Here is a 23,675-nt window from a genome sequence, read left to right on the forward strand (position 1 = left end):
AAACGCCCGGTTACATTCCGAACCCGGAAGCTAAGCCTTACAGCGCCGATGGTACTGCAGGGGGGACCCTGTGGGAGAGTAGGACGCCGCCGAACTCCTTTTAGAGCTCTGGCTCTTGGGCATGCCGCCCAAGAGCCAGAGCTTTTTTGCGTTGGGGTAGGGTCAGGGGGCATCGTTGGCACGTTTTCTCACAGGAGGCCCCCGGGTGGAGGTCCAGGAGACCCGCGTTCAGACAGAGCGGGTGCTCACCATCCCGAACATCCTCAGCATGGCGCGCCTGGTCGGCGTACCCATCTTCCTGTGGTTGATCCTCAGGCCCGAGTTCGGAGGGCCCAAGAGCGACGGCTGGGCGCTTCTGGTGCTGATGCTGAGCGGGATCAGCGACTACCTGGACGGCAAGCTCGCGCGGCGCTGGAACCAGATCAGCAGTCTCGGCCGGCTCCTTGATCCCGCCGCGGACCGGCTCTACATTCTCTCGACTCTCGTCGGACTCACCTGGCGCGAGATTCTGCCAATCTGGTTGACCGCCGTACTGCTCGCGCGAGAGCTGGTCCTGCTGGTGGTGGTGGGCATCCTCAGGCGGCACGGCTATCCGCCGTTGCAGGTGAACTTCCTCGGCAAGGCGGCTACGTTCAACCTGATGTACGCGTTCCCGTTGCTGCTGCTCAGTGACGGAAGTGGATGGCTCCCCTCACTCGCAGCCATTTTCGGATGGGCGTTCGCAGGATGGGGTACAACGCTCTATTGGTGGGCAGGAGTCCTCTACGTGGTACAAGTCCGCCGCCTACTGCGTGCGGACGCCACGGCCGACTGACCTTGCCGATGGGGCGGTAACAGTCGCTCGATGGCCCGTTGCGCAAAAGTGCGGGACAATCTGAACTGGTGAAGTCGGCTAGACCGTCGTCTCGCAGAGGAGGACGCTTCCGACATGAAGGCCGTCGTGATGGCCGGAGGCGAAGGCACACGCCTTCGCCCCATGACCTCAAGCATGCCCAAGCCACTGTTGCCCGTGGTCAATCGACCGATCATGGAGCACGTGCTCAGGCTGCTCAAAAGGCATGGGCTCAATGAGACCGTAGTCACCGTGCAGTTCCTGGCCTCGTTGGTCAAGAACTACTTCGGTGACGGCGAAGAGCTCGGGATGGAGCTCTCGTATGCCAATGAGGAGAAGCCACTCGGTACTGCCGGAAGCGTCAAGAACGCCGAAGAGGCGTTGAAGGACGATGCCTTCGTCGTCATCTCCGGTGATGCCCTGACCGACTTCGACCTCACCGAACTGATCAATTTCCACAAGGAAAAAGGTGCGCTGGTCACTGTCTGTCTGACCCGCGTGCCCAATCCGCTGGAATTCGGCATCACCATCGTCGACGAAGAGGGAAAGGTCGAGCGTTTCCTCGAGAAGCCGACCTGGGGTCAGGTCTTCTCGGACACGGTGAACACGGGCATCTATGTGATGGAGCCCGAAGTCTTCGACTATGTCGAGGCCGACGTTCCCGTCGACTGGTCCGGCGATGTCTTCCCGCAGTTGATGAAGGAAGGCAAGCCGGTCTACGGCTTTATCGCCGAGGGCTACTGGGAAGACGTCGGTACCCACGAAAGCTATGTGAAGGCGCAGGCCGATGTCCTGGAGGGCAAGGTCGACGTCGAGATCGACGGCTTCGAGCTGTCGCCGGGCGTGTGGGTGGCCGAGGGTGCGGAGGTGCACCCCGACGCGGTTCTCCGGGGGCCGCTGTACATCGGTGACTACGCCAAGGTGGAGGCTGGCGCCGAAATCCGTGAGCACACCGTCATCGGTTCCAATGTCGTCGTGAAGACCGGGGCTTTTCTGCACCGGGCCGTCGTGCACGACAACGTGTATGTCGGACAGCACAGCAATCTGCGCGGGTGCGTCGTCGGAAAGAACACCGACATCATGCGTGCGGCCCGGATCGAGGACGGCGCGGTCATCGGTGACGAGTGCCTGATCGGTGAAGAATCGATCGTTCAGGGCAATGTGCGGGTCTACCCGTTCAAGACGATCGAAGCCGGCGCCTTCGTCAACACGTCGGTCATCTGGGAGAACAGAGGCCAGGCGCACCTCTTCGGCGCGCGAGGTGTGTCCGGGATCCTGAACGTGGAGATCACGCCGGAGCTCGTCGTCCGTCTCGCCGGCGCCTACGCCACGACCCTCAAGAAGGGGTCCACGGTCACCACGGCCCGCGACCACTCGCGAGGTGCCCGTGCGCTCAAGCGCGCGGTGATCTCGGCCTTGCAGACGAGCGCCATCGACGTACGGGACCTGGAGAACGTACCGCTGCCCGTGGCGCGGCAGCAGACCGCTCGGGGCAGTGCCGGCGGGATCATGATCCGGACCACTCCCGGTGTGCCGGACTCCGTCGACATCATGTTCTTCGACAGCCAGGGCGCCGACCTCTCGCAGGGGAGTCAGCGCAAGCTGGACCGGGTGTTCGCGCGCCAGGAGTACCGGCGTGCGTTCCCCGGCGAGATCGGGGACCTGCACTTCCCGGCCAGCGTCTTCGACTCGTACACCGGGTCTCTGCTGCGGAATGTCGACACGACCGGGATCGCCGACTCCGGCCTGAAGGTCGTGGTGGACGCGTCGAACGGCAGCGCCGGGCTCGTGCTGCCCAGCCTGCTCGGCAAGCTCGGTGTGGACTCGCTGACGATCAATCCCGGGCTCGACGAATCCAGGCCGACGGAGACCGCGGACACGCGACGGTCGGGGCTGGTGCGGCTCGGTGAGATCGTGGCCTCCGCGCGAGCCGCGTTCGGAGTCCGGTTCGACCCGGTCGGTGAGCGGCTTTCGCTCGTCGACGAGAAGGGGCGGATCGTCGAGGACGACCGGGCCCTGCTGGTGATGCTCGACCTGGTGGCCGCGGAGCGGCGCAGCGGGCGGGTGGCGTTGCCGGTGACCACCACGAGGATCGCCGAGCAGGTGGCGGCGTATCACGGGACGCAGGTCGAGTGGACGACGACCTCGCCGGACGACCTGACCAGGGTCGGGCGCGACGAGTCGACCATCTTCGGCGGCGACGGCAAGGCCGGGTTCATCATCCCGGAGTTCAGCAGCGTCTTCGACGGCGCCGCGGCCTTCGTACGACTCATTGGGCTGGTGGCGCGGACGCAACTCACGCTGAGTCAGATCGACGCCCGGATTCCGCGGGCGCACGTCCTGAAGCGGGATCTCGCGACTCCCTGGGCGGTCAAGGGACTTGTGATGCGCCGGGTCGTAGAAGCGGCCGGTGATCGCTTTGTCGACACCACGGACGGGGTACGGGTCGTGGAGACCGACGGGCGCTGGGTGATGGTGTTGCCCGACCCCGCCGAGGCGGTCACGCACCTGTGGGCAGAAGGGCCCGACGACGCTTCCGCGCAGGCACTCTTGGACGAGTGGTCGGCGGTCGTGGACAGCGCCGGACGGTAAAACGCGGACCACGCGCGCGTGCCGGACATGTCTCCCCAAGGGGGCCTGTCCGGCACGTCGGTGGGGCCATTCGGAGGTACAGGCCACCACGTGCGACGATGTGCGGCATGCCGCAGCAGCCCCCCGTTCGGAGCACACCCACGCGACCTTCGCGCCCGGACGCATCCATGTCGCTGCTCACCAATGTCATGGACCACAGCCTCGACGAGGGTTACGCCGAGGCCGCCGCCCGGAAGAAGGCCGCGGGCGCGAGCGGCCTGCCGAAGACCCTCCGGGCGAAGCTCGGTCTCGCCGCCGGCCTGGTGCTCGCGGCCCTCGTCGTGACGGTGGGAGCGGCACAGGCGCGCGTGGCCGCCCCCGTGGTGGCCAAGGAGCGCCAGGAGCTGATCGACCGTATCGACAAGGAGACCTCGTCGGCGGACAAGCTGGAAGGCACCGTCGACAAGCTCCGTGACGACGTGAGCGCGCGCCAGCGGGCGGCGCTCCGGACGAGTGGCGGCAGTGGCCAGGCGGACCTGGTGAGCATGCTGTCCGGTGCCACCGCGGTGCACGGCCCCGGTGTGAAACTCATCGTCAACGACGCGAAGGAAGCCAGCACCGGTGGGGGCGACAACCCGCGTGAGACCGCGGACTTCTCCGACACCGGGCGAGTGCGCGACCGCGACATGCAGCGCGTCGTCAACGGACTGTGGGCGGCAGGGGCCGAGGCCGTCTCCGTCAACGGACAGCGGCTGACGGCCTTGTCCGCGATCAGGGCCGCGGGCGACGCGATACTGGTCGACAACAGGCCACTGGTGCCGCCTTACACGGTGCTCGCGGTGGGGGACGGCCAACGGCTGAGCACCAGGTTCCAGAACGGTGCCGACGGGCTCTATCTGCACGCCCTGGAAGACAACTACGGCATCAGGGCGACCATCGCCGTGGAGAGCGATCTCCGGCTGGCTGCCGCGCCGAGTGTGATCGTACGTACAGCACAGCCGAGAACTGAGAAGGGCACATCGTGATCGCCGTACTGGGCCTCATCGTGGGAGTGGTGGCCGGAATCCTGGTCCGGCCTGAGGTGCCGGTGGTCGTCGAGCCGTATCTGCCGATCGCCGTCGTCGCTGCGCTCGACGCCGTCTTCGGTGGTCTGCGGGCCATGCTCGACGGCATCTTCGACGACAAGGTCTTCGTGGTGTCGTTCCTGTCGAACGTGGTCGTGGCCGCGCTGATCGTGTTCCTGGGCGACAAGTTGGGCGTCGGCGCTCAGTTGTCCACGGGTGTCGTGGTCGTCCTCGGTATCCGGATCTTCTCCAACGCCGCGGCCATTCGCCGGCACGTCTTCCAGGCGTGAGGTCGATGAGCAACGAAAACGAAGACGAGCGGCCCGAACAGAGGCTGCGCAGGGAACTGCCCGAGGAGGTACCGGCGTCTGCTTCCTCGGAGGCGCCGATTCCGGAGGAGCGTGCCGTGTCCACCGTGACCGGTCGGCAGCGGCTGGTGCAGGGGTTGTGGCCGCCGCGCGTCAGCCGGGCCCAACTCATCGTCGCCGTGCTGCTGTTCGGCCTCGGTTTCGGGCTGGCCGTCCAGGTCGCCTCGAACAGCAACAGTGACAGCGCGCTGCGTGGGGCACGGCAGGAAGATCTTGTGCGCATCCTCGATGAACTGGACGACCGTACTCAGCGTCTTGAGGACGAGAAGCAGGGTCTGCAGAAACAGCGCGACGAGCTGGAGAACAGCTCCGACCAGGCCGAGGAGGCCCGCAAGCAGACGGCCGAGAAGGAGAAGCAACTCGGCATTCTGGCGGGCACCGTGGCCGCGCAGGGACCCGGCATCACGATGACCATCGACGACACGAAGGGAACGGTCGAGGCGGACATGTTGCTCGACGCGATCCAGGAGTTGCGCGCGGCCGGCGCGGAGGCGATCCAGGTGAACGAGGTGCGGGTCGTGGCCAACACGTATCTGACGGACTCCGGCAAGAGCGTGAGCGTCGACGGGAACAAGATCAACGCCCCCTATCGTTTCAAGGTCATCGGCAAGCCGCAGGATCTCGAACCGGCGCTCAACATCCCTGGAGGCGTGGTGCAGACTCTCGAGAAGGAGCAGGCCACCGTTACCGTCGAGCGGTCGGACAAGATCGTCGTGGATGCCTTGCGGGCGGCGAAGCAGCCTGACTACGCTCGGTCGTCCTCCCGGTGAACCGAAGGTGCATGGGGGCCGTTGTCCGAGGGCATGAGGTTGCGGGGGGTCGACGCACCGATTGGGTGGTGCGTGGTGGAAACTGTCTGGTGGATACGGACGTTGTGAGGATGTCCGGGTCAACCGGTGTGTTCAATCAGGGTTCGTCCTGCCCCACGGGCGGGTCTGTTTCGGTCAAGGGGAATCGCCCGTGAAGTTGTTTGCGAAGTTGTTCGGCAAGAGTGCGAAAGAGAGCAGCGACAACCAGACCGCTCGCCATCGCGCACAACCGGACGCAGAAGGCCAGCGCCCGCTGTTCCGCGACCAGGTCGCCGGCCAGGGTGCGCCGTCGGTTGACCCTGCGCAGTCCGGCGACATAGGTTTCGGGCAACCGTCAACCTCAAGTACGGGTGGAGGGTTTTCCCCTATGTCGGCCCTGGTGTGTACGAGGTGCGGTAACCGCAACGCGGAGAACAGCCGCTTCTGCTCCAACTGCGGTGCGCCGCTGCGCCCCGGCGCGACCCCGGAGCGTCCGTCCGAGACGACCTCCACGATCTCCATCTCCGGTCTCGAGGCCTACGACGCCGAGGTGACCGGCCAGACGCAGATGCCGACGCTCTCCCCGGAGGCGCAGGCCGCCGTCGACGCGCTGCCGTTGGGCTCGGCGCTGCTGGTGGTGCGTCGCGGTCCGAACTCGGGCAGCCGCTTCCTGCTGGACGGCGAGCTGACCACGGCCGGCCGTCATCCGCAGAGCGACATCTTCCTGGACGACGTGACGGTCTCGCGCCGGCACGTGGAGTTCCGCCGCTCTCCTGACGGTTCGTTCACGGTCGCCGACGTCGGCAGTCTGAACGGCACGTACGTCAACCGTGAGCGCATCGACTCGGTCTCGCTGGCGAACGGTGACGAGGTACAGATCGGCAAGTACCGGCTGGTGTTCTACGCGAGCCAGCGGGGTTACTGACCCTTCCTCGGACTGGGTCCGGGGGGATTCCCCAGGAAGGTCCATGCTTCAAACACCGAGCGGCGGTGCCGGGCACGGTACCGCCGCCGCGGACACCGGTCTGATGAGCATCGGCACGGTGCTGAACGTGCTGCGCGACGAGTTCCCCGAAGTCACCATCTCCAAGATCCGGTTCCTGGAGTCGGAGGGCCTCATCGAGCCGCAGCGGACCCCTTCCGGGTACCGCAAGTTCAGCCCCGCCGACGTCGAGCGCCTCGGCCACGTCCTGAGGATGCAGCGGGACCACTATCTGCCGCTCAAGGTGATCCGCGAGCATCTCGACGCCATGGAGCGCGGGGAGGCCGCGCCACTGCCCACGGTGGGGCGTCAGCGGGACGGCGAGGTCGTCCTGGAGCCCGTGGAGGGGCCCACGGCGGCCCGGATCGGGCGGGCCGAGCTGCTGGCCGCCGCCGGGATCGGTGAGGCGGAACTCGACGAGTGGGAGTCGTACGGACTCATCGCCCCGCTGCCGGACGGCGTTTACGACGCGGAAGCCGCCACCGTGGCCGGACTCGTCCTCGAGTTGGGGCGGTTCGGGATCGAACCGCGGCACCTGCGCGCGATGAAGGCCGCCGCCGACCGTGAGGCCGGGCTCGTCGACCAGGTGGTGGCCCCGCTCAAGCGGCACCGCAATCCGCAGACCAGGGCCCACGCGGAGGCCCGTACGAAGGAGCTGGCGGGGCTCACGGTGAAGCTGCACGCGGCGCTGGTGCAGACCGCGCTCGGTGTGCGCCTGCCCTGAGCCGGGCGGGCTCGCGGCTGCCTGATCGGTCACCCGTTCTCGGCCCGACTACCCAAACGTCCCGGGCACGGCCTAGGGTTGCTGTGTGAACGAGCTCGATGTCGTAGGTGTCCGGGTCGAAATGCCCTCCAACCAACCGATCGTGCTCCTGCGTGAAGTGGGAGGCGACCGCTACCTCCCCATCTGGATCGGGCCCGGGGAGGCGACGGCGATCGCCTTCGCGCAGCAGGGCATGGCCCCCGCACGACCGCTGACCCACGACCTGTTCAAGGACGTGCTGGAGGCCGTCGGCCAGGAGCTGACCGAAGTGCGCATCACGGATCTGCGGGAGGGCGTCTTCTATGCGGAGCTGGTGTTCGCCAGCGGCGTCGAGGTGAGCGCCCGTCCGTCCGACGCCATAGCGCTGGCGCTGCGCACCGGCACGCCGATCTACGGCAGTGACGGTGTGCTCGACGACGCGGGTATCGCGATCCCGGACGAGCAGGAGGACGAGGTGGAGAAGTTCCGCGAGTTCCTCGACCAGATCTCGCCCGAGGACTTCGGCACCAACAGCCAGTGAGCCCGGGGAGGCCGACGGCCGGCGAGGAAATGCTGGCATTTGCCACCGGCGTGTGAGAGCGTCCTGCGGCCCTCCGCGAGCGCATTCGGCTAGCCTTTCCCCGCGGTGGGGTACGGGAAACCACTCCTAGGGTGATTATCACTCGGCGTGCCGAGTGTGGCGATCGTTGACGCACCCCTGGTGACTGCCTACCGTCGAGAAGGCAGGTCAAGGACGGAGGTCGGCGTGAGAAGCAGCGGCGACGGTACGGCTGGGGGTGCCCCGGAACGCAGTTTCGGGGACAGAGGCCCGTACCCGCTTCACGGCAGTGCGGCCGATCGCATTCCGCAGCGGCCGGCGGCAGTGCCGAGCAGCGGAGGGGCGACGTCCATGGCGTCCGAGGAGATCGGCTACCGAGGCCCTACGGCCTGTGCGGCGGCCGGCATCACCTATCGGCAACTGGACTACTGGGCACGCACCGGGCTCGTCGAGCCCAGCGTGCGGCCCGCACACGGGTCGGGGACACAGCGGCTCTACAGCTTCCGGGACGTTGTCGTCCTCAAGATCGTCAAGCGGTTCCTCGACACGGGCGTGTCGCTGCAGAACATCCGCAGCGCCGTTCTGCACCTGAGGGAGTGCGGCTTCCGCGATCTGGAGCGCATGACGCTGATGAGCGACGGCGCCACGGTCTACGAGTGCACGTCGCCGGACGAGGTCCACGCGCTGCTCCAGGGCGGCCAGGGCGTCTTCGGGATCGCCGTGGGCGTCGTGTGGCGGGATGTGGAGAGCGCCCTGTCGCAGTTGCACGGGGAGCGCGTCGACACCGGCGAGACACTCGTCGGGTCCAACCCCGCCGACGAACTGGCCAGACGGCGCAACCGGGCCGTCTGAGGGCCCCGCAGGAGCCGTAGCGGGGCATTGTCAGTGGCGTAGGGCAGCATCGGAGATGTGAGAACCGCGCCCACGATCCTGCATCTCGACATGGATGCCTTCTTCGCCTCGGCGGAGCAGGCGTCCAAGCCGAGTCTGCGCGGGAAGGCCGTGGTCGTGGGCGGGCTCGGACCGCGCGGGGTGGTCGCCACCGCGTCGTACGAGGCACGGGTCTTCGGGGTGAACTCGGCGATGCCCATGGCCCAGGCGCGTCGGCTCGCTCCGAACGCGGCGTATCTCGTGCCGCGCTTCGGGTTCTACCGGTCGATCAGCGAGCAGGTGATGGCGCTGCTGCGGGAGCTGTCGCCCCTGGTGGAGCCGCTGAGCCTGGACGAGGCGTTCGTGGACCTGGAGGCCGGGGGAGCGGCCCGGGACGCCGAGGCGGCGCAGGTGACCGGGGAGCGGCTGCGGGCGGACATACGGGCGGTCACGGGACTCACGGGGTCGGTGGGTCTCGCCGCCTCCAAGATGCTCGCGAAGATCGCCTCGGAGCGGGCCAAGCCGGACGGGCTCGTGCTGATCGAGCCGGGGACCGAGCGGGCGCTGCTCGGACCGTTGTCGGTGCGCACGCTGCCGGGGGTCGGGCCGGCGACGGGTGATCATCTGCGGCGGGCCGGGATCACCACGGTCGACGAGATCGCCGAGGCGGGCGAGGACGAGCTCGTACGGCTGGTGGGCAAGGCGCACGGGCACGCGCTGTACGCGATGGCGCTGGCGCACGACGAGCGGCCCGTGGTGGCCGAGCGGGAGACCAAGTCGGTGTCGGTCGAGGACACGTACGACGTGGACATCCATGACCGGACCCGGGTGGGCCTGGAAGTGCAGCGGCTCGCGGACCGGTGCGTGCGGCGACTGCGCGGGGCCGGTCTGTCGGGGCGGACCATCGTGCTGAAGGTGCGGCGCTACGACTTCTCGACGCTGACCCGGTCAGAGACGCTGCGTGGGCCCACCGACGATCCGGGGGTGGTGCGGGAGGCCGCGGCCCGGCTGCTGGACTCCGTGGACACCACGGGGGGCGTACGGCTGCTCGGGGTGGGTGTCTCCGGGCTCGCCGACTACACGCAGGAGGACCTGTTCGCGCAGGCCGCGGGGGAGCGGGCGGAGCTCCTTGAGGAGGAGCACGCGGAGGAGGAGAGCGAGGAGCGGGCGGCTCCTGCGGAGCGGCACTGGGCTGCCGGGCACGATGTGCGGCACGCCGGGTTCGGACACGGGTGGGTGCAGGGGAGCGGGCTGGGGCGGGTCACCGTGCGGTTTGAGACGCCCGAGGATTCCGGGCCGGGGCGGGTGCGGACGTTCCGGACCGATGATCCGGAGTTGGAGTCGGCGGAGCCGTTGCCCTTGGTGGGGCGGGGGCCGGAGGGTGCGCTCCCGCTGGTGGGAGGAGGGGGCGAGGGTCGATCGGGTGGGCGTGGTTCTGAGGTTCCGCCTGCTGTGATGCCGGGGGCTTCGGCGAGTTGAGGCCCGAGCACCGCCCCCGTGTCCCGCCCCGACACCCTCAGCCGCTCCACCCCGGACAACTCCGACTACCCCACCCCCCTCACTCCTCCTCCGCGCCCGCCACCTTCCCGAAATCGCGGTCAGGGAACGACGGAGCCGGACCCACGTCCAAGCCGTAGTGGTGGTACAGCTGGAGTTCCTGGTCCGGGGAGAGGTGGCGGCCCACTCCGAAGTCCGGGGCGTCCTTGATCAGGGAGCGTTCGAAGGGGATGTGGAGGGTGCCCTCGATCAGTTCGCTGGGCTCCAGGGGGACGAAGGCGTCTCTGGAAAACAGGCCGGTGCGTATGGCCGCCCACTCCGGTTCGCCGGTGGCGTCGTCGAGGTAGACCTCGTCGATCGTGCCGATCTTGGCGCCGGTGCGGTCGAACGCCTTGCGGCCGATCAGGTTGCGCGGATCGATGTCGGTCTGCACGGGACCTCCTCCTGCTCGCAACTCATCCGTGAACACTACAAAAGAGCACATTGAGGCTGGTGGCCACTCGAAACCGGGCTCCAGTGCTCGCTGGTAGGCTGGCGAACGGCTGCTGACCCCGTGCGGGAGAGTCCTCCAGACTTCATCGGAGGCGCCGAAGGAGCAAATCCTCCCCGGAATCTCTCAGGCCCACGTACCGCACGGACGAGGTCACTCTGGAAAGCAGGGCGGGTGCCGACGGCGTCGACGGCTTCCGCTCTCACCGACGGTGAAAGCCGGGTTCCTTCGGGATGCCTGGTGAAGCTCTCAGGTTGAGATGACAGAGGGGGAGGCCGCCGGGCACCCCACAGCTGTGGTGTCCCTCGAAGGTCGTGACCGACCAGGAGGCCTCCCTGATGACCGTCCCTCGCATTCCGCTCTCCGAGCTCGAACAGGGCATCCCGTTCGAGCAGCGTCACATCGGGCCCGATCAGGAGGCGCGGGCCAAGATGCTCGCGCAGGTCGGCTACGGCTCGCTCGACGAGCTGACAGCCGCCGCCGTCCCGGATGTGATCAAGAACGCCGACTCCCTCGACCTGCCGGGCGCCCGCACCGAGGCCGAGGTGCTGGCCGAGCTGCGCTCCCTCGCGGACCGCAACGAGGTCCTCGGTTCCATGATCGGGCTCGGGTACTACGGGACCTTCACCCCGCCCGTGATCCTGCGCAACGTCATGGAGAACCCGGCCTGGTACACGGCCTACACGCCGTATCAGCCGGAGATCTCCCAGGGGCGGCTCGAAGCCCTGCTGAACTTCCAGACGATGGTCGCCGACCTCACCGGGCTGCCGACCTCCGGCGCCTCCCTCCTCGACGAGGGCACGGCCGCCGCCGAGGCCGTGGCGCTGTCGCGGCGCATGGGGAAGAACAAGAAGGGTCTGTTCCTGGTCGACGCCGACGCGTTGCCGCAGACCATCGCCGTGATCGAGACCCGTGCCGAGCCGGCCGGTGTCGAGGTCGTCGTCGCCGACCTCGGCGAGGGCATCCCGGCCGACCTCGCCGAGCGTGAGATCAACGGCGTGCTCGTGCAGTACCCCGGCGCCTCCGGTGCCGTACGCGACATCAAGCCGCTGATCGAGCAGGCGCACGCGCTGGGCGCGCTCGTCACCGTCGCCGCCGATCTCCTCGCGCTCACGCTGCTCAAGTCGCCCGGCGAGCTGGGCGCGGACATCGCGGTCGGTACGACGCAGCGCTTCGGGGTGCCGATGGGCTTCGGCGGGCCGCACGCCGGATACATGGCCGTGCGCGAGAAGTTCGCGCGCAGCCTGCCCGGGCGGCTCGTGGGCGTGTCCGTCGACGCCGACGGACACAAGGCCTACCGCCTCGCCCTCCAGACCCGCGAGCAGCACATCCGCCGCGAGAAGGCCACCAGCAACATCTGCACCGCTCAGGTGCTCCTTGCCGTCATGGCGGGGATGTACGCCGTCTACCACGGGCCCGAGGGGCTCAAGGGCATCGCGCGGCGGACGCACAGGTACGCCACGATCCTCGCCGCCGGACTCACCGCCGGTGGTGTCGAGGTCGTGCACGGCGGCTACTTCGACACGTTGACCGCACGCGTTCCCGGCCGGGCCGCCGAGGTCGTCGCCGCCGCTCGCGAGGACGGCGTCAACCTGTACCTCGTGGACGCCGACCAGGTGTCCATCGCCTGCGACGAGACCACCACGCGCGTCCAACTGGCCGCCGTATGGACCGCGTTCGGGGTCGACGGGGACATCGAGGCGCTGGACGCGAGTGCCGAGGACACGCTGCCCGAGGCGCTGCTGCGGACCGACGCGTATCTCACGCACCCCGTGTTCCGGGACCACCGTTCCGAGACCGCGATGCTGCGCTACCTGCGCAGGCTCGCCGACCGTGACTACGCGCTCGACCGGGGCATGATCCCGCTGGGCTCCTGCACGATGAAGCTCAACGCGACCACCGAGATGGAGCCGGTCACCTGGCCCGAGTTCGGGCAGTTGCACCCCTTCGCGCCCGCCGAGCAGGCGCAGGGGTACCTCACGCTCATCCGGGAGTTGGAGGAGCGGCTCGCCGAGGTCACCGGGTACGACAAGGTGTCGTTGCAGCCCAACGCCGGTTCGCAGGGCGAGTTGGCCGGGCTGTTGGCGGTGCGTGGTTATCACCGGGCCAACGGGGACGAGCAGCGGACCGTGTGTCTCATTCCCTCGTCCGCGCACGGCACGAACGCCGCGAGCGCCGTGATGGCCGGGATGAAGGTCGTCGTCGTGAAGACCGCCGAGGACGGTGAGATCGACGTCGAGGATCTGCGGGCGAAGATCGAGCAGTTCCGCGACGAACTCGCTGTGCTGATGATCACCTACCCGTCCACGCACGGGGTGTTCGAGGAGCACGTCGCCGACATCTGCGCGCAGGTGCACGAGGCGGGCGGTCAGGTCTACGTCGACGGTGCCAACCTCAACGCCCTTGTGGGGCTTGCCAAGCCGGGGCACTTCGGCGGTGACGTCTCGCATCTGAATCTCCACAAGACGTTCTGCATTCCGCACGGTGGTGGCGGTCCGGGTGTCGGGCCGGTCGGGGTGCGCGCGCACCTCGCGCCGTATCTGCCGAACCACCCCTTGCAGCCGGCGGCCGGGCCGGAGACGGGAGTTGGGCCCATCTCGGCCGCTCCCTGGGGCTCGGCCGGCATCCTGCCGATCTCCTGGGCGTACGTCCGGCTCATGGGCGGCGAGGGGCTGAAGCGGGCCACGCAGGTGGCCGTGCTCTCCGCCAACTACATCGCCAAGCGGCTCGAACCGCACTACCCCGTGCTCTACACCGGGCCCGGCGGGCTCGTCGCGCACGAGTGCATCATCGATCTGCGGCCGATCAGCAAGGCGACCGGTGTCTCCGTCGACGACATCGCCAAGCGGCTCATCGACTACGGCTTCCACGCGCCGACCATGTCGTTCCCGGTGGCCGGGACGCTGATGATCGAGCCGACGGAGTCCGAGGACCTGATCGAACTGGACCGGTTCTGCGAGGCGATGATCGCGATTCGTGGCGAGATCGAGAGGGTCGGGGCGGGGGAGTGGCCGGCTGAGGACAACCCGTTGCGGAACGCGCCGCACACCGCTGCCGCGCTGGGTGGGGAGTGGGGGCACGCTTACTCGCGCGAGGAGGCTGTCTTTCCGGCGGGTGTTTCCGTTGCCGACAAGTACTGGCCGCCGGTGCGCAGGATTGACCAGGCGTTTGGGGACCGGAACCTGGTTTGTTCCTGCCCGCCGTTGGATGCGTACGAGGACTGAGGGTCGCGTTTTGGCTGCGGGTCCGTTGTGGCTGGTCGCGCCCCGTGGCGGAGCCACAAGTCGATACAGCCCCGCGCCCCTAAAAAACGGGGCGCGGGTGCCTACGCGGGATATGAGTGGGTCTGGGTTGCCTTGACCGTTGCCCAGATCAACGCGCCCTGATGCAGGTCCAGTTCGGCCGCTGCCGGCGTCGTCAGGTCTGCTGCCAGGGGGAGTTCGCCGGTCAGGTCTACGCGGATCTGGTCGCCGTGGGTTTCCAGGCCCGCTACCTCGCAGTGCCAGAGGTTGCGGGCGCTGGCGCCTGTTGGGCGGTCGCGGAAGAGAGTTACCGCGCTCGGTGGGAAGGCCACGAACACCTCGCCCCGGAGATCCTCCGTGGTGGTGACCGTGGGGCCGGTGTCGAGGGTGACCGTGTGGCCGTCGGCGTGGCCCTTGTAGAGGTTGAGGCCGACCAGTTGGGCGATGTAGTCGGTGCGCGGGTGGCGGGCGATGTCCGCGGGGGCGCCCTCCTGGACGACCGTGCCCTGCTCGATCACGATCAGCCGGTCGGCCAACACCATGGCGTCCAGGGGATCGTGGGTGACCAGGACCGCGACCGCCTCGAACTCCGCGAGGTGGCGCCGGAGTTGGGCCCGTACGTCCAGGCGGGTGCGGGCGTCCAGGGCTGCCAGGGGTTCGTCGAGGAGCAGGAGGCGTGGGCGGGTCGCCAACGCCCTTGCCACGGCTACGCGTTGGGCCTGGCCGCCGGAGAGTCTGCGGGGCTTGGCGGCGGCGTGCTCGGCGAGGCCCATCCGCTCCAGCCACTCGGCCGCGATGGCGCGGGACTCCGCCTTGGTCGCGCCCTGGCAGCGGGGGCCGAAGCCGACGTTGTCGAGGGCGGTCAGGTGCGGGAAGAGCAGGTAGTCCTGGAAGACGACTCCTACCGGGCGGGACTCCGGTGGCGTGCGGTCCAACTCCGCGCCGTCCAGCCGTAGATGACCGTCTGTCAGGTGGACCAAGCCGGCCAGGGCGCGCAACGCGGTGGTCTTTCCTGCGCCGTTGGGGCCGAGCAGGGCTACGACGTCTCCGGGGGCGGCGGTCAGTTCGACGTCGAGGCGGAAGGTGCCGCGGTCCACGATGAGGTGGGCGTCCAGGCCCTTGTCGGGTGTGGTGGTGAGGTCGGTCATGAGGTCGTCATCCAGCGGTCGCGGAGGCCTGCCAGGACCGCGATCGACACGGCCAGCAGGACCAGGCTGAGGGCGATCGCCGCCTCCGGGTCGTTCTGGAGGGCCAGGTAGACCGCGAGGGGCATGGTCTGGGTGCGGCCGGGGAAGTTGCCGGCGAAGGTGATCGTCGCGCCGAACTCGCCCAGCGCGCGGGCCCAGGCGAGGACCGCGCCCGCCGCGATGCCCGGGGCGATCAGGGGGAGCGTGACCCGGCGGAACGCCGTGAAGCGGGAGGCACCGAGCGTCTGGGCGGCCTCCTCGTAGCGCGGGTCGGCGGCGCGCAGGGTGCCCTCGACGCTGATGACCAGGAACGGCATCGCGACGAACGCCTCCGCGACCACGACACCGGTCGTGGTGAAGGGGAGCGTGATGCCGAACCACGAGTCCAGCCACTGGCCCACGACACCGTTGCGGCCGAGGGCGAGCAGGAGCGCGACACCGCCCACCACCGGGGGCAGCACCAGCGGGAGCGTCACCAGGGCGCGGAGGAAGCCGCGGCCGGGGAACTCCGTGCGGGCCAGCACCCACGCCAGCGGTACGCCCAGGACCAGGCTCACGGCCGTCGCCGCGGTCGCGCTGAACAGGGAGAGCTGGAGTGCCTGCCAGACCTCTGTGCTGGTCAGTTGGGACGGCAGGGAGCGCCAAGGGGCCCGTACCAGCAGGGCGATCAGGGGGAGGAGCAGGAACGCCAGGCCTACGAGCGCGGGCACCAGCAGGGGGAGCGGTACCCCGCGGCCTGTCATCCGGACACGGCGACGCCGCGGCCCGCCCTTGAGGGTCTCGGCCGCGGCGTCAGCGGTGTCGAACTGGGTCACGGCTTGAGGAAGCCCGCCGCGGACAGCACCTTCTGGCCCTCGGCGGACTGCACCAGCGCGATGAACGCCTTGGCGGCGACCGCGTTGGGCGCGTCCTTGAGGAGGACGATCGGGTAGTCGTTGATGGCGTCGGCGGACTCGGGGAACTCCACGCCCTCCACCTTGTCACCCGCCGCGTGCACATCGGTCTTGTACACGACCGCCGCGTCGGCCTCCTTCAGCACCACCTTGTTGAGGGCGGACTTGACGTCCTCCTCGTAGGACACCGGGGTGAGCTTCAACTTGCTTGCGGTGAGCGCCTTTTGGGCCGCCGCACCGCACGGCACCGTCTTGTCGCAGAGCACGACCTTGAGGCTGGACTTGGTGAGGTCCTTCAGCGAGGTCACCTTGTCGGGGTTGCCCGGCAGGGTGGCGATCTCCAGCTGGTTGCGCACGAAGGTGGCCGGGGTGCCGACGCCGTCGCCCTTGTCCGTGACGATCGCCATGGTCTTGGGGCTCGCGGCGGCGAACACGTCGGCCGGGGCACCGCTGGTGATGCTCGCGGCGAGGGTGTCACTGCCCGCGAAGTTGAAGGTGACCTTGGTGCCGGGGTGGGCCGTCTCGAACTCCTTGCCCAGGGTCGTGAAGGACTCCTTGAGCGAGGCGGCGGCGAAGACGGTGACGGTGCCGGACAACTTCGGGGACGCGGACGCCGAGGTGTCGGACTTCGAGGAGGACGAGTCGTCGCTGGACGAGCAGGCGCTCAGGGCCAGCAGCGCGGCGGCTCCGGCCCCCGCGACCTGAAGGGTCCGGCGGGTCCGACGCGCGGAACGGGTCATCACGGTTCTACTCCTCTGATTCTGCCGATAAGGGGGTGTCGCGCCCTTGCCCGACCGCAACGGCCGTGCCGCGATGATACTGCCGCATATGCAAGGTGTAAGTCTCCTGTCGCATCGCATGAGCTGTGCTATTGGTTTGTGGGGTGCGCATGTGCGTTTGTACGGGAGTGCTGTCCGGGTACCACCATCCGGGAGGTGATGGCTCGTGACGCTCGCACAGCTCGACCTGACGGGGGACCTCGCCCGGCCCGCCCGGCTGACCGTGCCGGACTTGTCGAACTGGCCGCTGCACCGCGTGCTGGTCAGCTTCGAGTGCGCCACCAGCGGCACCCAGGTGCACCGCTTCGCGGGACCTCGGCTCTACGACGTCCTGTCCTCGGCCGGTCCCGGCTTCGACCCCGTCCGCCGCAAGGACCGGCTGCGCTTCCTGATCGCGGTCAGCGGTACGGACGGGCACCATGCGCTGCTGTCCTGGGCCGAGATCGACCCCGACTTCGCTCATGCCCCTGTTCTGCTCGCCGTGAGCATCGATGACACCCCGCTGGACCGTGCCGGTCCGCAACTGGTGCTTCCGCAGGACCGTTGCGGGGCCCGGCACATCAGTGGGATCAGTGCGATACGGGTGGACGGGGGGTACGAGGCGAGTTGGCCAGTGCCAGCCACACCCGGTCGCGGGTCAGCGGAAGTTCGGTGAAGCGGATGCCCGTCGCGTCCCGCAGCGCGTTGGCGAAGGCGGGCGCGACCGGGTTGAAGGGGCTCTCGCTCATCGACTTGGCGCCCAACGGCCCGATGGCGTCCGCCGTTTCCATGAAGTGCACCTCGGTGCGCGGCACGTCCGCGTACTGCGGGAGCCGGTAACGGCGGAACGCGGCCGTCTCCACCGCACCGTGCCCGTCGATGCGGACGTTCTCGAAGAGGGTCGCGCCTAGCGCCTGGGCGACCCCGCCCTCCACCTGGCCCCGGCACTGCATCGGGTTCATCACCTTGCCCGCGTCCGCCGCGTGCACGCTGCGCAGGATGCGGATCTCACCCGTGTCCGGGTCCACGGCGACCCTGAACCACTGCGCGTTGAAGGCCACCGAGCGGGGCGTGCCGCCGAAGTGCCCGTCGGCGGCGAACTCCACCCCGACCGCCGCACCCGCCGCGTGCAGCTCCTTCAGAGTGAGGCGGCCCTTCGGGTGCAGTACGGCCTCCTCCGCCAACCGGCAGTCAGCGCGCGGGAGTTGCAGATGGACGGTGGCGAAGTCGAGCAACTGGTCGGCGAGGGCGCGGGATGCGCGCAGCGTGGCCTTGCCCGCCACCACCGTGCCCGTGGAGGCGAAGGCGCCCGTGTCATGGCGTACGACGTCCGTGTCGGACTGGCGGACGGTGATCCGGTCGACGGTGGTGGCGAGTTCGCCGGCCTCGATCTGGCGGTGGACGGTGGTCGTGCCGTTGCCGAACTCGGCGGTCCCTACGGCGAGATCGAAGCCGCCGTCCGGCAGGAGGCTCGCCCTCGCGTCGGCGATGTGGCCGCCGGGCGGGCCCGTCGCGATCATCGCCAGGGCCGTGCCCTCGCCCACCAGCCAGCCGTCCGGGGGGAGTTGGGTCAGCGGCTCCGCCTGGGCGCGGCGGACGATCGCGAGGCACTGGTCGAGGCCGTAGCTCGCGATGTGCAGGTCCTCCTCCTCGCCGCCGGGGGAGAGCATCGGCTCGCCGGGACCGATGATGTTCCGCGCCTTGAACTCCAGCGGGTCCAGGCCCAGTTGGCGGGCGAGTTCGTTGAGGGCCGACTCCACGGCGAACATCACCTGGCCGAGGCCGTAGCCCCGGAAGGCGCCCGCCGGGACGGTGTGCGTGTAGACGGAGAAGGCGTCGACCTTCTTGTGCGGGGCGCGGTAGACGGCCAGGGACTCGCCGACGCTGTGGAACATGACGGCGGGGCCGTGGTTGCCGTAGGCGCCGGTGTTGGAGACGACTCGCAGTTGCAGTGCGGTCAGTCGGCCGTCTCGGCGGGCGCCCGCCTTCACGTGGATCGTGAAGGGGTGGCGGGTGGTCGCGCCGTAGAACTGTTCGGCGCGGGTGTACTCCAGTTTCACCGGGCGGCGCAGGCGCAGGACCGCGAGGGCCACGATGTCCTCGACGAGCATCTCCTGCTTGCCGCCGAAGCCGCCGCCGACCCGGCCCGCGACGACCCGCGCTTGTTCCTCGGGGAGGTCGTAGAGCGCGCAGAGGGCGCGGCGGGTGAGGAACGGGGTCTGCGAACTGGTGCGTACCGTCAGCCTGTTGTCCTCGTCGGGGCACTGGCGCAAGCGCGTTACGCGCTGGCCTCGGCGCGCAGTACCGCACGGGACGGGTCCGTGCTCACCGATGCCTCGGCGCTCACCGGACTCGACGCGCTGCTCACCGGTGTTCCGGCCGAGGTCCGTACCGCCTACAGCCGGGCCGTTCTCGGTGAACTGCGGTCCAATGCCGTCCTGTTGGAGACCCTGGAGACCTTCCTCGCCTGCGACGGTTCCTGGGCGCGGGCGGCGGAGGCGCTGCATCTGCACGTCAACTCCGTGCACTACCGCATCGGACGCATCGAGCACTTCACCGGGCGTGACCTCTCCCGCCTCTACGACCGACTCGACCTGTGGGCGGCCCTGTTGTGCCGGGCGGACAGCGCCTAACCTGCACGTCACAGGGGAGGTCAGGGATGCTGTTGCGTCAGCTGGAGTACCTCGTCGCGCTCGCCCGTGAACGGCACTTCGCGCGCGCCGCGGCGGCCTGCTATGTCTCGCAGCCCTCGCTGTCGGCCGCGATCCGGCGCCTGGAGCACGAGTTGGACGTGCCGCTCGTGCGGCGCGGCCGACGGTACGAGGGGCTGACCCCGGAGGGTGAGGTGGTGCTGGCCTGGGCGCACCGCATCCTGGCCGAACGGGATGCCCTGCAGCAGGAGTTGTCCGCCCTGCGCGGTGGACTGACCGGCACGCTGCGGCTCGGAGTGGTGCCGACCGCGCTGCCCGCCGCCTCCCTTCTCACCACCCCGTTCTGCGAACGGCATCCCCGGGCCCGGGTCGCCCTGGAGTCGCTCGCGTCCGTCGACATCACCCACGGACTCGCCGAGTTCGAGTTGGACGCGGCGATGACGTACCTGGACGACGACACCCTGCGCAACGTCCGCCGCTTTCCGCTCTACGAGGAGCGGTATGTGCTCCTCACGCCGGTCGACGGGCCACTCGCCGGTGTCTCCAGGGCCAGTTGGGCACAGGCGGCCACGCTTCCCCTCTGCCTGCTCAACTCCCGTATGCGCAACCGCCGCATCATCGACGAGTGTTTCGCCGCCGAGGGCGCGACGGCCTCCCCGGCGATCGAGTCGGACAGCGTCGCCGGGCTCTACACCCTGCTCCCCGGCGGGCGTTGGTCCAGCGTGATCTCGCACGCGTGGCTGCACATGTTCGACGTACCGGAGGGGATGCGGGTGGTGCCGCTGAACGGGCCCGCGCACGGTCCCCGGGTCGGGCTGGTCGTCGCCCGGAGCGAACCCCGATCCGTGCTCGCGGAGGCGCTGTTGAAGGTGGCGAGGGAGGCCGGCGTACGCGACGCCCTCGACGAACTGCTGCACACCTACCTGGGGGAGAGCCGCTGATAGAAGCGGGCTATCCCGGCATAGCGACGTTCGCTTTGACCAGGGCGATTCACCCCGAGGATCGTGAAGTGCATCTTCCGACAACGGAGTTGAGGAGCCGCGACATGGCCAAGGTTCTCTGCGTCCTGTATGACGACCCCACCGACGGTTACCCGACCTCGTACGCCCGCGACGACCTGCCCGTGATCGACCACTACCCGGGCGGCCAGACCACCCCCACCCCCGAGGCCGTCGACTTCACCCCGGGGCACCTCCTCGGCAGCGTCTCCGGTGAACTCGGCCTGCGCGCCTACCTGGAGGCCGCCGGGCACACCCTCGTCGTCACCTCCGACAAGGACGGCGAGGGCTCGGTCTTCGACCGGGAACTGGTCGACGCCGACATCGTGATCTCGCAGCCGTTCTGGCCCGCGTACCTCACCCCCGAGCGGATCGCCGCCGCGAAGAACCTCAAGCTCGCGGTCACCGCCGGCATCGGCTCCGACCACGTCGACCTCGACGCGGCGATCTCGCACGGCGTGACGGTCGCCGAAGTGACGTACTGCAACAGCATCAGCGTCGCCGAACACGTCGTGATGATGACGCTGTCCCTCGTGCGCAACTACCTGCCGTCCCACCAGGTCGTGCTCGACGGCGGCTGGAACATCGCGGACTGCGTGGCCCGTTCGTACGACCTCGAAGGCATGCACGTCGGGACGGTCGCCGCCGGGCGGATCGGGCTCGCGGTGCTGCGGCGGCTCGCGCCCTTCGACGTCGAGCTGCACTACACCGACCGGTACCGGCTGTCCGCGGACGTGGAAAGGGAGTTGGGGCTGACCTGGCACGAGAGCGCCGAGGACATGGTGCCGCACTGCGACGTCGTGACGATCAACGCGCCGCTGCACCCCGAGACCGAGGGGCTGTTCGGCGACAAGCTGCTCGCGCAGATGAAGCGCGGCGCGTATCTCATCAACACCGCGCGGGCGAAGATCGTGGACCGGGACGCCGTCGACCGGGCGCTGCGCGCCGGGCAGTTGGCGGGGTACGCCGGCGACGTGTGGTTCCCGCAGCCCGCCCCGGCGGACCACCCGTGGCGCACCATGCCGCACCACGGGATGACCCCGCACATCTCCGGATCCTCGCTGTCGGCGCAGGCCCGGTACGCGGCGGGCACCCGGGAGATCCTGGAGGCGTTCTTCGCGGGGCGGCCGATCCGGGACGAGTATCTGATCGTGGACGGGGGCGCGTTGGCGGGGACCGGCGCGCACTCCTACTCGGTCACCAAGTGACGGACGAGGTCACCGTCCACGTCTGACGGCCGGGGCCGCCGCGCGCCTCACACGCGGTCGATGTGCACGTTCGTCGACTTCACACGGGCGGTGGCCTCCATGCCGACCTCCAGGCCGAGTTCCTCGACGGCCTCCCGGGTCAGCAGGGAGACCAGCCGGTGCGGGCCCGACTGGATCTCGACCTGGGCCGCGACATCGCCGAGCTTGATCGCGGTGACGATGCCGGGGAACGCGTTGCGGACCGAGGTGTAGGAAGGGTCCTCCTCGACCTCGCCCGCCTTCGCCAACTCGACCGAGAACGCGGCCAGATCGACCCCGTCGATGAGCCGACGGCCACCCTCGTCACGGTGGGTCGTCACCCGGCCCGCGTCCGCCCACCGGCGGGCGGTGTCCGGACTCACGCCGAGCAGCCGCGCCGCCTGGCCGATTGTGTAGGACTGCATACGCGTCACCCTAGGGCCAGAAACGGTAAGCGGTGGACGGGGGGTTGGCTCTGGGGTATAACGCGATATAGCGTCAGTCCGTCGATCGGGGTGAGGGTATGTCGGGTGAGCTGATGAGCACGACCGCGTTGCGGGCCTCGCATGCGGACCGGGACCGCGTGGTGGACGTGCTGACCGGCGCCGCCGGCGACGGACGGCTGACCGCCGAGGAGTTGGACGAGCGGGTCGAGGCGGCGCTGACCGCCCGCACGATGGGGGAGTTGGCGGTCCTGACGGCCGACCTGCCGGTGGTGGCGGGCGCGAGCCCGGTCGAGGTGAAGGACGTCGCCCGCATCGAGCAGCACGGCGGATCGACCCGGCGCGGTGACGGCTGGGTGCTGCCCCGCCGGCTGGAGATCCAGTCCCGCCTCGGCGATGTGACGCTCGACCTCACCCAGGCGGTGATCACGCAGGCCACGCTCCGCATCGACCTGGACATGCACCTCGGTGCGCTACGGCTGCTGCTCCCGCCGGGCATCGTCGTGAACACCGACGACCTGGTGCTCAGCTACAGCAAGGTCAAGACCCGCGGACCCGGTGACGCCGGGGCACCGGTCGAGCTGCGGATAGAGATCGCCGGGCAACTGGGGTTCGGGAAGGTGCTGATCCGCCGGACGCGGCACGGGGTCAGGAAATCCCCGACGCCCTGAGGACCGACCGCGCGGTCTCGTCGTCGATCAGATGGCCCAGGTGACGCCGGACATCGGTGCCCTGGAGCAGCGTGCCGCGTTCCATCGAGCGCCGTATGCCCGTGTCCAGCTCATGCCAGAGCAGGGGGTTGGCGACCAGCACCCGGGGGTCGAGTTCGAGCCACTGTCCGTGCGCGTCCCGCAGCACCAGGCGTGCGGAGACGTCGCCGTACTGTCGTACGACGGTCAGCGCGTCCGTGCGCACCGTGCGCCTCAGCAGCGGGCTGTCCACGGTGAGCCAGCCGGGACCGGCGGTGACCCGGTGCGGCAGCAGGACGGCGAACAGCACCGCCGACAGGGCGAACCACAGCAGCGCGCGGGTCGCCGTGAGGGTTCCGGCGTCCCAGTCGACCAGCAGGGTCAGGCCGAGGAACCCGAGCGCGCAGCCCGCCGCCAGCCGGGCGTCGCCGCGCCAGTGGCGGTCGCCGGTCGGATCCGGTGGTGGGGTGCTGTGCCGCATGAGGCCGACGGTAGGCCGCCGCGAGCGCGGTGCGCGGGGCGCTGACGGGGCTCTTACACTGCTCGACCGGATTTTGTCGTGTCTCTTACGGTGACGTCGGCGCGGGCGACCGCGAACGGGCGGCCGGGGGTACGCGCGAGCGGTTGGTGGGGTGGGGTCGGACGGTGTGTGGGGCGCGGGTCGCCGGGGCTGGTCCGGGTTGGCCGGTGCGCGGGGTCGCCCGGCCCGGGCGCAGTGTCCTGTCGGTGCGGACGGTGCGGACGGTGCGGACGGTGCGGACGGTGCGGACGGTGCGGACGGTGCGGACGGTGCGGACGGTGCGGACGGTGCGGACGGTGCGGACG

22 protein-coding genes, 1 rRNA gene, 2 pseudogenes and 1 riboswitch are annotated in these 23,675 nt (G+C 69.3%); of the genes and pseudogenes, 17 read left to right on the forward strand and 8 right to left on the reverse strand.

The window, feature by feature from the left end; all coding sequences use genetic code 11:
* The 11 genes from rrf to ACIRRY_RS32400 form a co-directional block, all read left to right on the forward strand.
* A 5S ribosomal RNA gene (rrf, locus tag ACIRRY_RS32350) occupies nt 1-95 on the forward strand; the annotation flags it as partial.
* A 110-nt stretch (nt 96-205) separates the two neighbouring features.
* A complete protein-coding gene (locus ACIRRY_RS32355; protein WP_200690043.1) occupies nt 206-814 on the forward strand; it encodes a CDP-alcohol phosphatidyltransferase family protein in 609 nt (202 codons plus the stop codon).
* Nucleotides 815-928: 114 nt separating this feature from the next.
* The gene (locus ACIRRY_RS32360) at nt 929-3,424 is read left to right on the forward strand and encodes a sugar phosphate nucleotidyltransferase (protein WP_403979659.1); all 2,496 of its coding nucleotides are present in this window, start codon (nt 929-931) and stop codon (nt 3,422-3,424) included.
* A 167-nt stretch (nt 3,425-3,591) separates the two neighbouring features.
* The gene (locus ACIRRY_RS32365; protein WP_403979661.1) at nt 3,592-4,428 is read left to right on the forward strand and encodes a DUF881 domain-containing protein; all 837 of its coding nucleotides are present in this window, start codon (nt 3,592-3,594) and stop codon (nt 4,426-4,428) included.
* Nucleotides 4,425-4,757 carry a small basic family protein gene (locus ACIRRY_RS32370; protein ID WP_200690046.1) on the forward strand — a complete coding sequence of 111 codons (333 nt, stop codon included), beginning with the start codon at nt 4,425-4,427 and terminating at the stop codon, nt 4,755-4,757. Before ACIRRY_RS32365 ends, ACIRRY_RS32370 begins: the two co-directional genes overlap by 4 nt.
* Before the next feature lie 5 nt (nt 4,758-4,762).
* Nucleotides 4,763-5,605 (forward strand): DUF881 domain-containing protein, encoded by an 843-nt coding sequence (locus tag ACIRRY_RS32375; RefSeq protein WP_403980218.1) that lies wholly within the window; start codon nt 4,763-4,765, stop codon nt 5,603-5,605.
* Nucleotides 5,606-5,666: 61 nt separating this feature from the next.
* The gene (locus ACIRRY_RS32380) at nt 5,667-6,548 is read left to right on the forward strand and encodes an FHA domain-containing protein (protein ID WP_327405539.1); all 882 of its coding nucleotides are present in this window, start codon (nt 5,667-5,669) and stop codon (nt 6,546-6,548) included.
* Between the two features lie 43 nt (nt 6,549-6,591).
* Entirely contained in the window at nt 6,592-7,329 is a 738-nt protein-coding gene (locus ACIRRY_RS32385; protein WP_200690049.1) for a MerR family transcriptional regulator, read from the forward strand.
* An 85-nt stretch (nt 7,330-7,414) separates the two neighbouring features.
* Nucleotides 7,415-7,888: a bifunctional nuclease family protein gene (locus ACIRRY_RS32390; protein ID WP_006123076.1), complete on the forward strand. Its 474-nt coding sequence runs from the start codon at nt 7,415-7,417 to the stop codon at nt 7,886-7,888.
* Nucleotides 7,889-8,113: 225 nt separating this feature from the next.
* Entirely contained in the window at nt 8,114-8,758 is a 645-nt protein-coding gene (locus ACIRRY_RS32395) for a MerR family transcriptional regulator (RefSeq protein ID WP_200690050.1), read from the forward strand.
* Nucleotides 8,759-8,815: 57 nt separating this feature from the next.
* Nucleotides 8,816-10,255: a DNA polymerase IV gene (locus tag ACIRRY_RS32400; RefSeq protein WP_403979664.1), complete on the forward strand. Its 1,440-nt coding sequence runs from the start codon at nt 8,816-8,818 to the stop codon at nt 10,253-10,255.
* Nucleotides 10,256-10,334: 79 nt separating this feature from the next.
* Here the strand turns inward: ACIRRY_RS32400 and ACIRRY_RS32405 are convergent, their stop codons facing one another.
* Entirely contained in the window at nt 10,335-10,706 is a 372-nt protein-coding gene (locus ACIRRY_RS32405; protein ID WP_403979666.1) for a PRC-barrel domain-containing protein, read from the reverse strand.
* A gap of 113 nt (nt 10,707-10,819) precedes the next feature.
* Nucleotides 10,820-10,915, forward strand: a riboswitch (glycine riboswitch).
* Nucleotides 10,916-11,101: 186 nt separating this feature from the next.
* On the opposite strand from ACIRRY_RS32405, the gene gcvP reads away from it, so the two are divergent.
* Nucleotides 11,102-13,987, forward strand: coding sequence for an aminomethyl-transferring glycine dehydrogenase (gene gcvP, locus ACIRRY_RS32410; protein WP_403979669.1), 2,886 nt, complete (start codon nt 11,102-11,104; stop codon nt 13,985-13,987).
* A gap of 101 nt (nt 13,988-14,088) precedes the next feature.
* Here gcvP and ACIRRY_RS32415 read toward each other — a convergent pair whose 3' ends face one another.
* Genes ACIRRY_RS32415 through modA form a run of 3 tightly spaced genes read right to left on the reverse strand, consistent with a single transcriptional unit; the run spans nt 14,089 to nt 16,825 of the window.
* Nucleotides 14,089-15,153, reverse strand: coding sequence for an ABC transporter ATP-binding protein (locus tag ACIRRY_RS32415; RefSeq protein WP_403979672.1), 1,065 nt, complete (start codon nt 15,151-15,153; stop codon nt 14,089-14,091).
* The gene (gene modB / locus ACIRRY_RS32420; RefSeq protein ID WP_403979675.1) at nt 15,150-16,007 is read right to left on the reverse strand and encodes a molybdate ABC transporter permease subunit; all 858 of its coding nucleotides are present in this window, start codon (nt 16,005-16,007) and stop codon (nt 15,150-15,152) included. The genes ACIRRY_RS32415 and modB overlap by 4 nt, the downstream gene beginning before the upstream one ends.
* On the reverse strand, nt 16,004-16,825 hold the full coding sequence (gene modA / locus ACIRRY_RS32425) for a molybdate ABC transporter substrate-binding protein (RefSeq protein ID WP_403979678.1): 822 nt from the start codon (nt 16,823-16,825) through the stop codon (nt 16,004-16,006). Before modA ends, modB begins: the two co-directional genes overlap by 4 nt.
* A 205-nt stretch (nt 16,826-17,030) precedes the next feature.
* Between modA and ACIRRY_RS32430 the strand changes: the two genes are divergently transcribed.
* Nucleotides 17,031-17,519: a molybdopterin-dependent oxidoreductase gene (locus ACIRRY_RS32430; protein WP_403979681.1), complete on the forward strand. Its 489-nt coding sequence runs from the start codon at nt 17,031-17,033 to the stop codon at nt 17,517-17,519.
* Here ACIRRY_RS32430 and ACIRRY_RS32435 read toward each other — a convergent pair.
* A pseudogene (locus tag ACIRRY_RS32435) lies at nt 17,434-19,101 on the reverse strand (xanthine dehydrogenase family protein molybdopterin-binding subunit); the annotation flags it as partial. The gene ACIRRY_RS32430 and the pseudogene ACIRRY_RS32435 sit on opposite strands and share 86 nt — an antisense overlap.
* A 63-nt stretch (nt 19,102-19,164) precedes the next feature.
* Here ACIRRY_RS32435 and ACIRRY_RS32440 point away from each other — a divergent pair.
* The 3 genes from ACIRRY_RS32440 to ACIRRY_RS32450 all read left to right on the forward strand — a co-directional run bounded on the left by ACIRRY_RS32440 (nt 19,165) and on the right by ACIRRY_RS32450 (nt 21,700).
* Nucleotides 19,165-19,476, forward strand: coding sequence for a PucR family transcriptional regulator (locus ACIRRY_RS32440; RefSeq protein WP_403979684.1), 312 nt, complete (start codon nt 19,165-19,167; stop codon nt 19,474-19,476).
* Nucleotides 19,477-19,502: 26 nt separating this feature from the next.
* The gene (locus ACIRRY_RS32445) at nt 19,503-20,435 is read left to right on the forward strand and encodes a LysR substrate-binding domain-containing protein (RefSeq protein ID WP_403979687.1); all 933 of its coding nucleotides are present in this window, start codon (nt 19,503-19,505) and stop codon (nt 20,433-20,435) included.
* Nucleotides 20,436-20,539: 104 nt separating this feature from the next.
* Nucleotides 20,540-21,700, forward strand: coding sequence for an NAD-dependent formate dehydrogenase (locus ACIRRY_RS32450; protein WP_403979689.1), 1,161 nt, complete (start codon nt 20,540-20,542; stop codon nt 21,698-21,700).
* 47 nt (nt 21,701-21,747) lie between these two features.
* Here ACIRRY_RS32450 and ACIRRY_RS32455 read toward each other — a convergent pair whose 3' ends face one another.
* Complete coding sequence (locus ACIRRY_RS32455; RefSeq protein WP_019059368.1) at nt 21,748-22,143, reverse strand: molybdopterin-binding protein; 396 nt, start codon at nt 22,141-22,143, stop codon at nt 21,748-21,750.
* Between the two features lie 98 nt (nt 22,144-22,241).
* Between ACIRRY_RS32455 and ACIRRY_RS32460 the strand changes: the two genes are divergently transcribed.
* Entirely contained in the window at nt 22,242-22,832 is a 591-nt protein-coding gene (locus tag ACIRRY_RS32460) for a DUF1707 domain-containing protein (RefSeq protein WP_403979692.1), read from the forward strand.
* Here ACIRRY_RS32460 and ACIRRY_RS32465 read toward each other — a convergent pair.
* Together ACIRRY_RS32465 and ACIRRY_RS32470 are read right to left on the reverse strand one after the other, a co-directional pair.
* Nucleotides 22,810-23,331, reverse strand: a complete 522-nt coding sequence (locus ACIRRY_RS32465; RefSeq protein WP_403979695.1) for a hypothetical protein — start codon at nt 23,329-23,331, stop codon at nt 22,810-22,812. The genes ACIRRY_RS32460 and ACIRRY_RS32465 overlap by 23 nt on opposite strands.
* A gap of 85 nt (nt 23,332-23,416) precedes the next feature.
* Nucleotides 23,417-23,675, reverse strand: a pseudogene (locus tag ACIRRY_RS32470) (hypothetical protein); the annotation flags it as partial.

This window comes from Streptomyces sp. NPDC101776 (assembly GCF_044766845.1).
Lineage (GTDB): Bacteria > Actinomycetota > Actinomycetes > Streptomycetales > Streptomycetaceae > Streptomyces.